Genomic DNA, 15,017 nt, shown 5'->3' with positions numbered 1-15,017 from the left:
CACAGTCGGAGGAGGAGAAAGTGGCAACACCCCCAGGCGGTTCGTCTTCGGGCAACTGGTCGTACGGCCCTGCCCAGGGCCAGGGCGACGGTGGTCAGAACCCGAACCGTTACAACTTCCCCTCCGCACCGAGCCACCGGCAGCCGTACGCGCCGCAGGGCCCCGGCCCTTCGCCGTACGACCAGCCGTCGGCCCCGCGCATCCAGCCCGTGCAGCCGCAGCGCCGCACCCCAGAGCCGGCACCCGGCGGGGCGTCGAACAACCACAATCCGTTGGTGCGTCCGTACGCCATGACCGGCGGCCGGACCCGCCCGCGCTACCAGCTCGCCATCGAGGCGCTGGTGCACACCACTGCGCAGCCGCACCAGATGCAGGGCCAGTTGCCCGAGCATCAGCGGATCTGCAACCTCTGCCGGGAAATCAAGTCGGTCGCCGAGATCTCGGCGCTCCTCACGATCCCTCTCGGCGTGGCCAGGATCCTCGTCGCCGACTTGGCGGAGGCGGGACTGGTCGCCATCCATCAGCCCGGCGGCGACGAGAACGCCGGCGGCCAGCCAGACGTGACACTGCTCGAAAGGGTGCTCAGTGGACTTCGCAAGCTCTAGCGGAGGGCCTTCCCGCTCCACCACGTCCGCGAAGATCGTGGTGGCTGGCGGCTTCGGCGTGGGCAAGACCACGTTCGTGGGTGCCGTCTCGGAGATCAACCCGCTGCGCACCGAGGCCGTGATGACGTCCGCTTCGGCCGGCATCGACGACCTCACCCACACCGGGGACAAGACCACCACCACGGTGGCCATGGACTTCGGCCGTATCACCCTGGACCAGGACCTGATCCTGTACCTCTTCGGTACGCCCGGTCAGGACCGCTTCTGGTTCATGTGGGACGACCTGGTGCGCGGCGCCATCGGCGCGATCGTGCTGGTCGACACGAGGAGGCTCGCCGACTGCTTCCCCGCCGTCGACTACTTCGAGAACTCGGGCCTGCCGTTCGTCATCGCGCTGAACGGCTTCGACGGCCAGCAGCCGTACACGCCGGACGAGGTCCGGGAAGCCCTCCAGATCGGTCCGGACACCCCGATCATCACGACCGACGCCCGCCACCGGGCCGACGCGAAGTCGGCGCTGATCACGCTGGTGGAGCACGCTCTGATGGCGCGCCTGCGGTAATCGCCCCGTGCGCCTTGCGGCCCCCGTTCCTCCTGTGGGAGGAGTGGGGGCCGCAGTGTCCCCTGTACGAGCAGTCCCCGCTGACCAGTCTGAAGGGACCGCCCGCACCTCCAGTCGCCGGCGGGTACTCCCCTGCCGGCCGCGATGCTCTGCGCCATGCACCTGATGGAGCTGTCCCTGGTCGCACTGAGCGGCGATGTCGACCTGTCTCCGCTCGGGGCGCAGCAGTCTCTGCTCGAACCAGCCCTGACCGGCGGTGCGTCGCTGAAGAACACCGACGTGCTGGGGGAACTCCCAGCTCTGGACGCCCTCTACCTGGAATCCGCATGCCTGCGGCAGCTGGGCGAGCGGTGCCTGGCACCAACGCTGACCAGCCTCGGCCTGATGCACCTCGGCGCATCCCTCTCGACCTCGCTCCGCTGCGGCACGACCGGATCGAGTGGCTGGGGCTGTATGCCGGGGAGACGTGCCTACCCCAAGGGGATCACGCGTTGTCCGCGCTGCCTCGGCCTGGGAGCCTTGCGCTCACGCGCATCAACGTGGCCGCCTGGCTGGACGCGGGATCCTTCCCTCCACCCGGGGTGAACTCTCTCAACCTCATCCGTTGCTTCCTTCCCGAGGACCCCACCACGCTCGACTTCCCCGGCGTGCGCGTCGTCATCCGCTAGCACAGCGCCACGGCCCCGCCCTCCCGAAGGAGGACGGGGCCGTCAGGGCGTGAGGAGGTCAGCGCCAGCTGTGCGGGGCGCGGAAGCCCGGCTCGCGTTCCAGGCGGCGCCAGCCCGCCTTGATGCGGCCTCGGTGGGCCGGGGCCGGGTCCGTGGGGCGGGCGGCGGCGCGGGCCAGGAGGATGGCCGTGATGGCGGCGACTTCCTCGGGCTCGGCGTGGCCCTTCTCGACGCGGATGTCAGCAGATTCCATGGGTGTCAGTCTCCGTGAGGAAGATGTCCGCAGGGTTACTGCGGCGGGTTGCCGTGCTTGCGGGACGGCAGGTCCGCGTGCTTGGTCTGGAGCATGGCGAGGGACTTGATCAGCACCTCGCGGGTCTCGGCGGGGTCGATGACGTCGTCGACCAGGCCGCGCTCAGCCGCGTAGTAGGGGTGCATCAGCTCGGACTTGTACTCCTTGACCATGCGGGCCCGCATGGCCTCGGGGTCCTCGGCCTCGGCGATCTGACGGCGGAAGATGACGTTGGCCGCACCCTCCGCGCCCATGACCGCGATCTCGTTGGTCGGCCAGGCGTAGGTGAGGTCGGCACCGATGGACTGGCTGTCCATGACGATGTACGCACCTCCGTAGGCCTTCCGCAGGATCAGGGAGATCCTCGGCACGGTCGCGTTGCAGTAGGCGTAGAGGAGCTTCGCGCCGTGGCGGATGATGCCACCGTGCTCCTGGTCGACGCCAGGGAGGAAGCCGGGGACGTCCAGAAGAGTGATGATCGGAATGTTGAACGCATCGCACATCTGCACGAAGCGGGCCGCCTTCTCGGAGGCCTCGATGTCCAGCACACCCGCCAGGGCCTGCGGCTGGTTCGCCACGATGCCGACGACCTGGCCGTCCATCCGGCCGAGCGCGCAGATGATGTTGCGCGCCCAGCGCTCGTGGACCTCCAGGTACTCGCCGTCGTCGACGATCTCCTCGATGACCTTGGCCATGTCGTACGGACGGTTGCCGTCCGCCGGGACCAGGTCCAGCAGGACGTCCGAGCGGCGGTCGGCCGCGTCCGAGGGCTCGGTGCGGGGCGGGTTCTCGCGGTTGTTCTGCGGGAGCAGCGAGAGGAGGTAGCGGACCTCGGCGATGCAGGTCTCTTCGTCGTCGTAGGCGAAGTGGCAGACACCGGACGTCTCGGCGTGGACGTCGGCGCCGCCCAGGCCGTTCTGCGTGATCTCCTCGCCGGTGACCGCCTTGACGACGTCGGGGCCGGTGATGAACATCTGCGAGGTCTCGCGGACCATGAAGACGAAGTCGGTGAGGGCGGGGCTGTAGGCCGCGCCGCCGGCGCACGGGCCGAGCATCACCGAGATCTGCGGGATCACGCCCGAGGCCTTGGTGTTGCGCTGGAAGATGCCGCCGTAGCCGGCGAGCGCCGAGACGCCCTCCTGGATGCGGGCGCCCGCGCCGTCGTTCAGCGACACCAGCGGGGCACCGGCCGCGATGGCCATGTCCATGATCTTGTGGATCTTCGTGGCGTGGGCCTCGCCCAGGGCGCCGCCGAAGATGCGGAAGTCGTGGGCGTAGACGAAGACCGTGCGGCCCTCCACCGTGCCCCAGCCGGTGATCACACCGTCGGTGTACGGCTTCTTGGCGTCCAGGCCGAAGCCCGTGGCCCGGTGCCGGCGCAGCTGCTCGACCTCCCTGAAGGACTCCGGGTCGAGGAGGAGTTCGATGCGCTCCCGCGCGGTCAGCTTGCCCTTGGCGTGCTGCGCCTCGGTCGCCTTCTCGCTCGGTCCCGCCATCGCCTGCGCACGGATCTCGTGCAGTTCGGCCACGCGTCCGCGCGCGTCGGTCGGCTCACCCGGCGCCTCATCCAAAACGGTCATGTAGTGACCTTACGAAGCCGACCGAGGAATGAGGGCCGTCGACTCCTCACAGTCTCCGGCGTGTTTTCCTGGTACCCCTGAACAGAACCGTGGCGCGGATGAGCCTTTCCGACTGCTCAGGGGGCGTGTCGCTTGTAGGGGTCACACAAAGGGGTCAGGCGAGAGTCACCTCACAGACGTGGGTGGCGCATACCTCCCCAGGAGTGACGCGCACGCGCAGTCGGCGGCCTGTGGAGAGCACCTCGACCGTTTCGTCCGCCCGGTCGACCCGGCGGACCGGGTGGTCCCAGACGATCTCCAGGGGTTCGCCCGTACGGGGCGGTTCGCTCACGCAGAGGGTAGCGGTACGGCCCCGGCGGACGACCAGCACGCTCGCGCCGCCGGAGGCGGAGAGCGGACCCGCGGTCCCCGCCTGCCAGAACGTGGCGGCCGTGCAGCCGAGGGAGGGCACGGTGACCGCCTGGCGGACGGCGTCGTTGGCGAGGACCGACATCCAGTGGCGGTCGGCGGCGCGGCGCGCGACCGCGTGGCGGGAGGCGCCGGGCATGAGGAGGTAGGTGTACGTGGCGTCCTCGGGGTCGGTGCCGTGGTCGAGCCAGAGGGTCTGCCAGCGGCGGGTGCGCCGCTCCGGTGTGCTGCCGGTGTTGATGTCGGACCAGGCCCCGGTGCGGTCCTCGCGCAGTGCCCTCGGCTCGCGGCCGAACAGGACCCAGCCGCCGTGGTCCTCCAGGTGGGCCCAGTGCGGGCCCTTGACGAAGCGCGGGGTGCCGGCGGCGCCGAGGGTGCGGTTGTCGACGACCGTCTCGACCGGGACGCCGTCGGAGCAGGTGATCCCGGCGCCCAGGCAGATCACCGCGTCCTCGACGCAGAACCAGGACTTGCGGGCTTCGAGGGTGGAGCCGAGGCCCTTGAGGTGCTGGCCGAGGGCCGCGTAGGTGCCGTCGGTGGTGCCACCGACCCAGCGCGCGTCCGGGCGGGCCGTGCCCCACTCGCCGCCCTCGCGGTCGGCGAGCCGTTTGGTGGAGACGGTGGTGCCGGGCAGGCGGTACCAGTCGACGGTCGGCCAGAACCAGTCCGTGTACTGGTCGCCGGTGCCCTCGGCCCACCAGCTGACCATGCCCGCGCCGGTGTGCCAGCCACGGGGGTTCTCGCCGTTGCCGCACTCGTAGTGGGCGATGCGGTCGCTGGCCATGGCGATGTTCACGGTGAAGCCGGGCCCGCGGTGGACGGCGCGGTCCATGGCGGCGAAGAGGTGGTGCCCGGTGGGTTCGGGCGCGGCCGGGGCGGGTGAGGCGGCGATGGCGTGCAGCCGGGCCAGGTCCGCTACGCCGAACTGGGGTGCCGTCAGGATCGGGCTCACGGTGTCGCGTTCGATCCAGCCCTTGACGCGGGCATGCCAGCGCTCGCGCTCCGCGGGGCTGGCACCGGCCGCGAGCAGGGCGATCGCGGCGATGAGCTGCCCGCCGTGGTAGTGGTCGCTGCGCAGGACCTTGCGGTCGTCGGTGTTGAGGTAACCGCGGCTGATGGCCCGGCCGTTGACGCTGTCCATGACGAGTCCGTCGTGGAGCAGCGGCGCGTAGGCACGCTCGACGCTGTCGAGGACGATCTGCCGGTTCGGGTCGGTGACCTCCCAGTCGGATCCGGCGAGCAGGGCGAAGAGGCGGCCGAGGCCGTCGAGCATGACCTGGCCGTAGGTGCCCGAGTAGGCGACCCAGGTGTGCTGGACGAAGGAGCCGTCGGCGTGGAGGCCATCGCCCCGGGTGACGTAGGGGAAGACCGGGGAGAGGGCGTCCCGGGCGAGGGCGATCTTTGCGGGGGCGCGGCCGAGGATGCCGCGCAGGGCCACGGAACGGCACAGGTCGACGCGGTTGGCGCCGGTGGAGGTGCCGCTGTAGTCGCCGAGGGCCGAGTCGGGGACGAAGTGGTCGACGGCGGCGCAGGCGGCACGGACGCGGGCCTCCCCCAGCTCCTCGTACAGGGCGGCCGTGATGTCCGTCAGCAGGCGGGGGCTGCCGATCTGCCACTCCCACCAGTTGCCGTAGCGGGTGGTGGAGGGGTTGTAGACGGTGGCGGAGAGGTGGTCGAGGCCGCGCAGGATGCCGGTCAGGAGGGCGGGGTCGGCGGTGGAGCCGGTGCCCGGCTGGACGTAGGCCTGGGTCATGGTCCACAACCGGCCGTAGCTGAGGGTGATGCCGGCCGGCGGGTCGAAGGGGTGCCCGGGCCAGAGGGAGTCCGCCGCCGGAGTCATGCTCGCGCGCAGGTGCCGGGCGAGCGCTCCGGTCCCGGTGAGCCGGGCGGCGTAGGGCTCGGCCGTGGGGTCGTAACCGGTACCGAGGGAGATGCCGAGCCAGCGGCGACGGAGGGTGTCGTACGGATCGCCCGGCGCGTCGCCGCCCCGGCCCGCCGGTGCCGCGCCGCCGGTGGCCGCGAGGGCGGCGACCGCCAGCATCAGGGCGCGCCGGCTGGGCCGGAGCGGGTCGGCTGCCCCGGCCGCACGGCGGGGAAAGAGGCGACGCTGGGGAGTCATGCCCATGCCCTACCACGGGGAGAGGCTCACCTGAACGGTGGATTCGGCCGGAGTGACCGGAACGGGGGAATGGCCGGTCCGATCGGACCGGCCAGACCGCCAAGAACCAACGGAGCGGGGACGATCGGGGCCGGTGGAACCGGGAACGGCCGGAGAAGCCGGAGCCGGAGCCGATCGAGACGGCCCGAGCCAGGAACGGCCGGACGGGCAGCCCGCGAAGCAGACGTTGTCGAAGGCGAGGGCGGCGGGCTCGGCGCCGTGGGAGGGCAGTGGGGCGGCCCCGGCGGCCGGTTCAGCCGGGATCAGCCCAGGGCGACGCGGACCGAGAGCGGCTGGGCAGACCCGAGCCAGGAACGTCCCGGGCCACCCGCACCGGGCACGGCCGACGGCAGCCATCCGACCAGGCCCAGCCGGAATGAGCCGCCCCGACCCGGCACTCTCCGCATGCGTCAGCCGAACCGGGCACCGCCGGCAGGCCACCCTCGCGGGCACCGCCGACGACAACCACCGACCAGGCACGGGCGAAGTAAGTCACCCCGACCGGGCACGGCCCTCATGCGTCAGCCGAACCGCACGCCTCCGACACAGGCCACTCCGACGCAACCGCCGGATGGCAGTCACCAGAACCAGCCCCGGCCGGCGTCACCCGACGGGCACGGCCGACGCCCGTACCCCCGGCCGGCACGGCCCCCTTGGTCAGCCGAAGCGGTTCAGCAGGCGGCGGTACAGGCCCGGCGCGAGGCCTCGGACCCGGCCCGGGACGGTCAGCCAGGCGGGGACGTAAGCCTCGTCGCGGTTCTGCCGGACGGCGTCCCAGATCGTGCCGGCGACGCAGCCGGGCGACAGGAGACCGGCGCGGTTGCCGTCGTAGGGCCTGCCGCGGCGGGTGTGGAAGGCCGTGTCGACGGCGCCGGGCACGACGAAGGTCACGCCCACGCCCGTGCCGCGCAGTTCCTGGCGCAGCGCCTCGGCGAAGGCGGCAAGTCCGGCCTTGGCGGCGGAGTACACCGCCTCCTCCCGCAGGCCCACGCACCCCGCGACCGCGCCGAGCAGCACCACACGCCCCCGCCCGGCCGCGATCATGGTGGGCAGCACCTCGCGCACGAGGTGGAGCGTGGCGTTGAGATCCAGGGTCAGTACGCGGTCGATGTCGGTGTGCGGCATGGCGGTGAAGGGGCCCGTCCAGCCCATGCCCGCCCCGGCGACCAGGACGTCGATCCGGCCGGTGGTGTGCAGCGCGGACTGGGCGAGCAGGCGCGGGCCGCCCGGGGCGGCGAGGTCGGCGGGCAGCACCACGGCCGAGGTGCCGAGGGCCGTCTGCTCCAGGCGGTGCCGGTCGCGTCCGTTCAGCAGCAATTGCCAGCCGTCCATCGCGAAACGCCGTGCCGTGGCCGCCCCGATGCCCGAGGAGGCGCCGGTGACCAGGGCCACGCGCCGGTCGAGCCGCCGTGGCGGCCCGTACTGGTTCACCCGGGCGGGGACGGGGGCCGTGGCGCGACGCGGGGTGGGGTCCGCCGGTGGGTCGTAGGCCGAGCCGGAGCCGGTGAGTGTCACGAGTCGCTCTCCCCTGCGCTGTGCGTCCGCCGTGGTCTCGTCTGTCTCCATACGCTCACTGGAAACGGAACCCCGTCTCGTCGGACCCCGCCACCGCACGGATGACCGCCGGGGTCCCGCGTGGCGGTCCCGGCGGGCCCCCGGCCTGTAGGGCCGCCCGTGTACGGGGCCACTGCGCACCGCCACCGGCAGAACCACCCGCGCGGGCCGCGCGATTGCTCCAAGCGGGGGTACGCGAAGGGGCGCGGAAAGGGGACCGGGGGAGGTCCGGGAGGGGGTGCGGCGGGTCCGGGAGGGGGCCGGAGGGAGGCCCGGGAGGGGTGCGGCGGGAGGTCCGCGAGGGGTGCGGCGGGACACGTCGGGAACACACCCGTCGAAGATGTTGAACATTGAACGGAATAGGTCTACGGTGGGTCGCGTTGGAGTAGTTAAAGATTCAACATCACATGCAGGAGGCGTACACCATGAGCATCTTCAGCCGCAACGACACCCAGACCGCCGCCACCGGTACCGCCGTGAGCCCCGAGCTGGCCGCCCTGACCGGCGACTACACGATCGACCCCGCGCACTCGACGATCGGTTTCGTCGCCCGGCACGCCATGGTCACCAACGTCAAGGGTGGCTTCCAGGACTTCACCGGCACGCTCCACCTCGACGGCACCGACCCGTCGCGGTCGACGGCCTCGCTGGACGTCGTGATGGACAGCATCGACACGGGTAACGCGGACCGTGACGGCCACCTCAAGAGCGCGGACTTCTTCAAGGCGGACGAGTTCCCGACCATGACGTTCCGCTCCACCAAGGCGGAGGCGCTCGGCGGTGACGACTACCGGATCACCGGCGATCTGACGATCCTCGGCACCACCCGTCCGCTCGCCATCGACCTCGAGTTCAACGGCGCCGCGAAGGACCCCTTCGGCAACGAGCGCGTCGGCTTCGAGGGCAAGGCTGAGATCCTGCGCTCCGAGTGGGGCCTGACCTGGAACGCCGCGCTGGAGACCGGCGGCGTCCTCGTCTCCGACAAGATCAAGCTCAACTTCGACATCTCGGCCATCAGGAACGCGTGAGCCCCGCGGGACCGGCCCGGTGACATCACCCCGGGCCGGTCTGGCCGGTTCCCGCCCCTTGTGCGAAGACTCCCGGCGTTCCCATAATCCAGCAGCAATATTTTGACCAGTCCATGCCAGCACATGGACGTTCTTCTTGCCCTTGCTGCTGTCATGCGCTCGTCAATCTGATGCTTCGGTTGCACCTCCCCAGTCAACCCCCCACGGAAGGCATCACGTTGAAGAGACTCCTCACGGCTCTCAAGAGATGCGCGGCCCTCGGCGCCGCCGCGCTCGCGATCGCCAGCCTTCAGCCCGTCTCCGCCGCCCAGGCCGCCCCCTCGCCCGTCGTCGGCGGGACCCGGGCCGCACAGGGCGAGTTCCCGTTCATGGTCCGGCTCTCGATGGGCTGTGGCGGCGCGCTCTACACCCAGCAGATCGTGCTCACGGCCGCGCACTGCGTGGGCTCCTCCGGCAACAACACGAGCATCACCGCCACCGCGGGGGTCGTCGACCTCCAGTCCACCAGCGGCCGGGTCCAGGTCCGCTCCACCAAGGTGCTGCGCGCCCCCGGCTACAACGGCACCGGCAAGGACTGGGCGCTGATCAAGCTCGCCCAGCCCATCAACCTGCCGACCCTGAAGATCGCCACCACCACGCAGTACAACACCGGTGACTTCACCGTCGCCGGGTGGGGCGCGAACCGTGAGGGCGGCTCCCAGCAGCGCTACCTCCTCAAGGCGACCGTGCCGTTCGTCAGCGACGCCGCGTGCAAGGCCTACGGCGGTCTCTACAGCGGTCTCGTCGCGAACGAGGAGATCTGCGCCGGCTTCGACGCGGGCGGGGTCGACACCTGCCAGGGCGACTCCGGCGGCCCGATGTTCCGCAAGGACAACGCCGGCGCCTGGATACAGGTCGGCATCGTCAGCTGGGGCGAGGGCTGCGCCCGTCCCGAGGCCCCCGGCGTCTACACGGAGGTCTCCACGTTCGCCTCCGCCATCGCGTCGGCGGCGTCGACCCTCTGACCCACGGCTTCAGGGCCCGGCACCGAGAGGTGCCGGGCCCGTTCTTCACAAGTGCGACGGCCTCCGCCCGGTGGAGTCAGCGGGTTTCCGGCTCCGCCGACTCCGACTCCGGCTCCTCCGGCTCCGGCTCCACCGACTCCGGCTCCGGCTTCGGCTCCTCCGGCTCCGGCTCCACCGACTCCGGCTCCGGCTTCGGCTCCTCCGGCTCCGGCTTCGGCTCCTCCGACTCCGGCTCCGGCTCCTCCGGCTCCGGCTCCGGCTCCGGCTCCGGCTCCTCCGACGCCAGCTTCGCCAGCGCCGCCGCCACCTGCGCGGCCCTGCTCCCCGCCGTCCGGGCGCGGAGGACACCGAGCATCGCCAGGTACCGGTCCGTGCGGCCCAGCGCCTCGAAGGCCGCGACGGCGCGGGGACTCCGGTTCAGCGGCGGCGTGGCCTGGTGGGCGTACGCCGTCCCGCTGCTCGGCATGCTGTCCCTGGTCGCGGCTACGTTCCTGGAGAGCCGGGACCGCTCGCGGGTCACCCCGTCGGGGTCGCTGACCGTCCACTGCGTCACCAGCGCGGTCCTCTGCTCGGTGCTGGCCCTCGGCACCGGGACGGCCGTTCCGCCCACGCGGGGGGACTTCTGGGTGGCGGTGGCCTGGCTCGTGGGGCTGTCCACGTTCGGCGGGTACGGGCTGTACTGGCTCGTCCTGTAGCGCTCCGGCGTCACCGAGGTCAGCACACTGATGTTCCTGATGGCCCCGGTCACCGCGGTCCGGGGCGCGCTGATGTTCGGTGAGCCGTTCGGCGTGCAGACCGCTCTCGGGCTGACCGTCCGCCTCGTGGCGGTCGTCGTCGTCCATCGCGGGTGGCCGCCGGAGGGGCACGAGCCTGACCGCCGCCCGGTCGGAGCCGGAGGAAAACCGGTGGACCCGGTCCCCCGGCTCCGCCTAGCGTGCGGTCCATGTCCGGCCCCGAGGCGTCCAGAGTGTGGCCACCGGCTCTCCGGTGGCTGCTCGTGACGCCGATGCCGGGCCGCTGAGGCCGCCCGCTCCGCTCCGCTGCCGGTTTGCCGCCCCGACCTGTCGTGTCCGACGTCGACTTCCGGTGCGGAGTTCCTTCATGCCGTTCGCTCTCCTTCTGCTGGGCCTTGCCGTGTTCGCGCAAGGCACGTCCGAGTTCATGCTGTCCGGGCTGGTGCCGGACATCGCGCGGGATCTGGGGGTGTCCGTCCCCACGGCGGGCGCCCTGACCTCGGCCTTCGCGGCCGGGATGGTCGTGGGGGCGCCGCTCGTGGCGGGGCTCGCGCGGCGCTGGCCCCGGCGGGGCGCGCTGCTGGCGTTCCTCGTCGTCTTTCTCGCCGTCCACGTCGTCGGCGCGCTCACCGACAGCTTCGCCGTCCTGCTCGCCACCCGGGTGGTGGGGGCGTTCGCCAACGCCGGGTTCCTCGCGGTCGCCCTGGTCGCCGCCGTGGGCATGGTCCCGGGCGACGCGAAGGGGCGGGCGACGTCCACGCTGCTGGGCGGGGTGACGCTGGCGTGTGTGGCCGGGGTGCCGGCCGGGGCCGTGCTGGGCGAACTGTGGGGCTGGCGTGCGGCGTTCTGGGCCGTGGCACTGGTGTCGCTGCCCGCGCTGGTCGCGGTGGCGCGGTCCGTGCCGGGTGGTGCGGCCGGGGGTCCGCCGCCCGCGCTGCGCGGTGAACTGCGGTCGCTGCGCGATCCCCGGCTGCTCGTCACCCTTCTGCTGGGCGCCCTCGTGAACGGCGCGACGTTCTGCACCTTCACGTATCTCGCTCCGCTGGTCACCGAGGTGGCAGGGCTGGGCGACACCTGGGTCCCGGGGGTCCTGGCCCTGTTCGGGGCCGGGGCGTTCGCGGGGGTCACCGCCGCCGGACGCTTCGCCGACCGGCGCCCCGGGCCGGTGCTCGCCGGCGGGGGCCTGACGCTGGGCACGGGCTGGTGCGCCCTGGCCCTCGGCGCCGGGCACCCCGTCCTGACCCTCGCGCTCGTCTTCGCCCAGGGCGCCCTGTCCTTCGGCGTCGGCTCCACGCTGATCGCCCGTGCGCTGTACGCGGCGCAGGACGCGCCGACCCTGGCCGGAGGCTTCGCGACGGCGGCGTTCAACGTGGGCGCTGCGGTAGGCCCCTGGGCCGGAGGCGCGGTGATCGACGCGGGCTTCGGGTACCGGGCACCGGTGTGGGTCAGCGCGGGTTTGGTGGCCCTGGCCTTCGCTGTCGCCGGGGCTACGGGGTGGCAGGAGCGTGAGCGGCCCGTGGGGCGGGAGACGCCGCTACGACGCTGAGTCCGCGGGCCGCGGAAATCGGGGCCTGGTCAGGTCGGCCGGAGCCCCGAGCGCGGTCACGCCGGGCCAAGCGCCCTGCGCGCCGTGGAGCCCAGGGGCCAGGCCCGGGCCAGGTGCCTGGCGGGCCGTACCCGGCCTGGGCCCGCGGCGCAGACCCGGCCTGGGCCCGCCGGCGCAGACCCGGCCTGGGCCCGCCGGCGCAGATCAGGCCCCGGGCGGACACAACCAGCGCTCCGTGCGTGCCAGGCCCGGACCGAGCACACTCCGCACCCCGCACGAATCAGGCCCGGACCGAGCACGCCCCGCACCCCGCACGAATCAGGCCCGGACCGAGCACGCCCCGCACCCCGCACGAATCAGGCCCGGACCAGCGCCCAGCGCCCCGCACGAATCAGGCCCGGACCGAGCACGCCCCGCACCCCGCACGAATCAGGCCCGGACCGAGCACGCCCCGCACCCCGCACGAATCAGGCCCGGACCGAGCACACTCCGCACCCCGCACGAATCAGGCCCGGACCGAGCACGCCCCGCACCCCGCACGAATCAGGCCCGGACCAGCGCCCAGCGCCCCGTACTCCTGCTGACCGGCCCCCGGCCAGGACCCCTGCACGCGGCGCCAGCGTGAGCCCCTGCCCGGCACGCCCCCATGCCCCGCGCAGATCAGGCCCCGCCCGGTACCCCGCATGCCGAGCAGCTCGGGGCCTCGTCAGAACCCTCCCCCGAAGTCCCCGCCGCCGCCGAAGTCCCCTCCCCCGAAGCCGCTTCCGAAGTCGCCGCCGAAGTCGCCGGAGTTGAAGTCCGCGCCGGAGACGTCGCCGCCCTCGTAGCCGCCGAAGTCGCCGTAGCCGGAGCCGTAGTCGGCCGCGTAGGCGGGGGTGGCCATCATGCTGCCGAGCATGGTGCCGACGAGGAGACCGGGCAGGAGGCCGCCGCCGAAGTAGCCGCCGGCCCAGGGGCCGTACGCCGGTCCGGCCTCCCAGTAGGGGCGGCGGCCGTAGTCGGTGTCGACCTCGCGGATCTCCGGGTCGCGGCCCTCGGCCAGGCGCCTTTCGTCGGCCGCGCAGACCGGGACCTCGCGGGCGGTGCCGGTCGGGGGCGTCCAGGTGGCGTCGGCGACCGAGGGGCCGTGGCGCGGGTCGAAGAAGCAGGGCGGGCGGCGCTCCGGCAGGGCTCCGCCCTCGCGGCGGGCCGCGAGCCGGACCAGGGAGAACCGGCCGTCCTCCACTGCCTGGGTGACGGCCCGGACGTCCTCGGGTTTCGTCGCGGCCGCCATCAGGGACTTGGCCTGGTCGTAGCAGTCCAGGGCACGCTCGTAGTCGGCGCGCATCGCGTCGTCGGCGCCGGGTTCCGAGGGATGGAAGTCGAGCCGGTCGAGTTCCTCGCCGAACGCGGTGATGTCCTCGTCGACGACCACCCGCAGCTTCTCCAGCGCGGCCCGCTGCTCCTCCTCGTGGCGGCGCCGGTTGCGGCGGACCAGGGTGTACGCGCCCGCGCCGCCGGCGGCGACCAGGGCGCCGATCGTGATCAGGCCGCCGACCGGCACGTCGGTGCCCGAGCCGTCGCTCCAACTGCTCGGCGCCGAACCGCCCACGTTGCGCAGGGCGTCGTCGACGAAGTCGTTCAGCTGGGCCTTGGTGTCGCCCGCGTCCTGCACGGCCGTGACCAGGTTGGACACCGCCTGCCGGCTCATCACGGAGCTGTCGGCGCGGGCGTCGAAGCGGTCGCCGAGGTGGATGCCGTACAGGCCGGTGATGCCGGTCTCGGTGCGCAGGTTCCGGAAGAGGTCCTGCGTGGGGTAACCGGCCGGGAGGACGGCCACGAAGACGGGCTTGCCGGCGTCCTTGATCTTGTCGGCGAGCGCTTCCGCGTCCGACGCCGCGAGCTGTCCGGAGGCGGCCGGATCGACGTAGACGGGGCTCTCACGCAGTTCCTGGGCGACCTTGGAGAGGTCGGTGGCCGCGTGCGCGCCCGGCGCGCCGGCCAGCAGCACCGCCAGTACGGCGGCGAACGGCACGATCAGCAGACGTACCACGGTACGCACCAGTGCGGCCCTCATATGTTCGAAGCTACCCGAAATGCCACAAAAAGGGTTATCCGTCGAGCAGGGGATTTATCGAGGCGGCTGCGCCTAGGATGCCTCTGGCCATTCGGACGGCGGGAGCAGGGGCATGTTCGGACGACGTAGAGCTGCGGACATGACGGTGTCCGAACTGACCGAGCTGGACCGGTCGCGCACGCGGGCCGACCTGCTGTGGGAGCTGTTCCGGCACGCCGAGGCGGAGGTGACGTCGGCGATCGGCTGGTACCTGGCCCGGCGCCGGGGGCCGTCGCTGTGGTCGCGTTCGCTGCGGGCGCTCGCCACGCTGCTGGGCATCGTCGGCACGATCACGCCGCTGGTGCACGCGGCCTCGCCCACGACCGTGCAGCCCGAGTGGGGTTTCGTGTTCCTGGCCGGCGGGGCGGGGTGCGTGCTCTTCGACCGGATCTTCGGGTTCTCGGCGTCCTGGACCCGCTACATCCGGGCCGAGATGGCGCTGCAGCAGATCCTCAAGAAGGCGCAGTCCGACTGGGCGCAGGCGTTCCTGAGGACCACCGACTCCCCCAGCGACAAGGAGCAGGCCGCCCTGCTCGGAGTGATCGAGCGGCTGCGGACCGACGCGCAGCGGATCATCGAGGACGAGGGCACGGCGTGGGTCGGCTATCTGGCCGACGGCGTCGAGGAGCTGACCCGCTCCACCAGCACCGCCACCGGCCAGCGTTCCCACACCGCGGGCCTGTTCCGCCTCGACCGGACTCCCGGCCGCGACCGGGGCGGCGAGGTCCCGGTACCGCGGTCGCGCGACACGGCGATGTGACACGCGCCCGGGGCCGCGGCCCC

At 72.5% G+C, this 15,017-nt stretch carries 13 protein-coding genes and 1 pseudogene; 8 read left to right on the top strand and 6 right to left on the bottom strand.

Annotation, left to right across the window (positions count from 1 at the left end; all coding sequences use genetic code 11):
* Window positions 1-20: 20 nt before the first annotated feature.
* From HDC93_RS18935 to HDC93_RS18925, 3 genes are all read left to right on the top strand, one after another.
* Window positions 21-605 carry a DUF742 domain-containing protein gene (locus HDC93_RS18935; RefSeq protein WP_185012089.1) on the top strand — a complete coding sequence of 195 codons (585 nt, stop codon included), beginning with the start codon at window positions 21-23 and terminating at the stop codon, window positions 603-605.
* Window positions 586-1,167 (top strand): ATP/GTP-binding protein, encoded by a 582-nt coding sequence (locus tag HDC93_RS18930; RefSeq protein WP_014675207.1) that lies wholly within the window; start codon window positions 586-588, stop codon window positions 1,165-1,167. Before HDC93_RS18935 ends, HDC93_RS18930 begins: the two co-directional genes overlap by 20 nt.
* A 156-nt stretch (window positions 1,168-1,323) precedes the next feature.
* Window positions 1,324-1,752: a hypothetical protein gene (locus HDC93_RS18925; RefSeq protein WP_185012088.1), complete on the top strand. Its 429-nt coding sequence runs from the start codon at window positions 1,324-1,326 to the stop codon at window positions 1,750-1,752.
* A 141-nt stretch (window positions 1,753-1,893) separates the two neighbouring features.
* Here the strand turns inward: HDC93_RS18925 and HDC93_RS18920 are convergent, their stop codons facing one another.
* The 4 genes from HDC93_RS18920 to HDC93_RS18905 form a co-directional block, all read right to left on the bottom strand.
* A complete protein-coding gene (locus tag HDC93_RS18920; RefSeq protein ID WP_033313207.1) occupies window positions 1,894-2,088 on the bottom strand; it encodes an acyl-CoA carboxylase subunit epsilon in 195 nt (64 codons plus the stop codon).
* A 35-nt stretch (window positions 2,089-2,123) separates the two neighbouring features.
* A complete protein-coding gene (locus HDC93_RS18915; RefSeq protein WP_037821166.1) occupies window positions 2,124-3,707 on the bottom strand; it encodes an acyl-CoA carboxylase subunit beta in 1,584 nt (527 codons plus the stop codon).
* A 154-nt stretch (window positions 3,708-3,861) separates the two neighbouring features.
* Complete coding sequence (locus HDC93_RS18910) at window positions 3,862-6,240, bottom strand: polysaccharide lyase 8 family protein (RefSeq protein ID WP_185012087.1); 2,379 nt, start codon at window positions 6,238-6,240, stop codon at window positions 3,862-3,864.
* Between the two features lie 690 nt (window positions 6,241-6,930).
* Entirely contained in the window at window positions 6,931-7,788 is an 858-nt protein-coding gene (locus tag HDC93_RS18905) for an SDR family oxidoreductase (protein ID WP_185012219.1), read from the bottom strand.
* A 464-nt stretch (window positions 7,789-8,252) separates the two neighbouring features.
* Between HDC93_RS18905 and HDC93_RS18900 the strand changes: the two genes are divergently transcribed.
* Both HDC93_RS18900 and HDC93_RS18895 read left to right on the top strand, forming a co-directional pair.
* Window positions 8,253-8,855 (top strand): YceI family protein, encoded by a 603-nt coding sequence (locus HDC93_RS18900; protein WP_185012086.1) that lies wholly within the window; start codon window positions 8,253-8,255, stop codon window positions 8,853-8,855.
* A 218-nt stretch (window positions 8,856-9,073) separates the two neighbouring features.
* The gene (locus HDC93_RS18895; RefSeq protein WP_033313210.1) at window positions 9,074-9,859 is read left to right on the top strand and encodes a trypsin-like serine protease; all 786 of its coding nucleotides are present in this window, start codon (window positions 9,074-9,076) and stop codon (window positions 9,857-9,859) included.
* A gap of 76 nt (window positions 9,860-9,935) precedes the next feature.
* Here HDC93_RS18895 and HDC93_RS38515 read toward each other — a convergent pair whose 3' ends face one another.
* Window positions 9,936-10,325, bottom strand: coding sequence for a hypothetical protein (locus tag HDC93_RS38515; RefSeq protein ID WP_260419668.1), 390 nt, complete (start codon window positions 10,323-10,325; stop codon window positions 9,936-9,938).
* Here HDC93_RS38515 and HDC93_RS18885 point away from each other — a divergent pair.
* Window positions 10,285-10,860 (top strand): annotated as a pseudogene (locus HDC93_RS18885) (DMT family transporter); the annotation flags it as partial. The gene HDC93_RS38515 and the pseudogene HDC93_RS18885 overlap by 41 nt on opposite strands.
* Before the next feature lie 100 nt (window positions 10,861-10,960).
* Window positions 10,961-12,139 (top strand): Cmx/CmrA family chloramphenicol efflux MFS transporter, encoded by a 1,179-nt coding sequence (locus tag HDC93_RS18880; protein ID WP_185012085.1) that lies wholly within the window; start codon window positions 10,961-10,963, stop codon window positions 12,137-12,139.
* Between the two features lie 706 nt (window positions 12,140-12,845).
* On the opposite strand, the gene HDC93_RS18875 is transcribed toward HDC93_RS18880, so the two are convergent.
* Window positions 12,846-14,195 carry a hypothetical protein gene (locus tag HDC93_RS18875; RefSeq protein WP_185012084.1) on the bottom strand — a complete coding sequence of 450 codons (1,350 nt, stop codon included), beginning with the start codon at window positions 14,193-14,195 and terminating at the stop codon, window positions 12,846-12,848.
* Between the two features lie 139 nt (window positions 14,196-14,334).
* Between HDC93_RS18875 and HDC93_RS18870 the strand changes: the two genes are divergently transcribed.
* On the top strand, window positions 14,335-14,994 hold the full coding sequence (locus HDC93_RS18870) for an SLATT domain-containing protein (protein WP_185012083.1): 660 nt from the start codon (window positions 14,335-14,337) through the stop codon (window positions 14,992-14,994).
* Window positions 14,995-15,017: the final 23 nt, after the last annotated feature.

The organism is Streptomyces sp. AK010 (assembly GCF_014207295.1).
GTDB lineage: Bacteria > Actinomycetota > Actinomycetes > Streptomycetales > Streptomycetaceae > Streptomyces > Streptomyces massasporeus.
The sequence above is the reverse complement of the archived record's forward strand: the minus strand, read 5'-3'. Positions and strand labels throughout refer to the sequence as shown.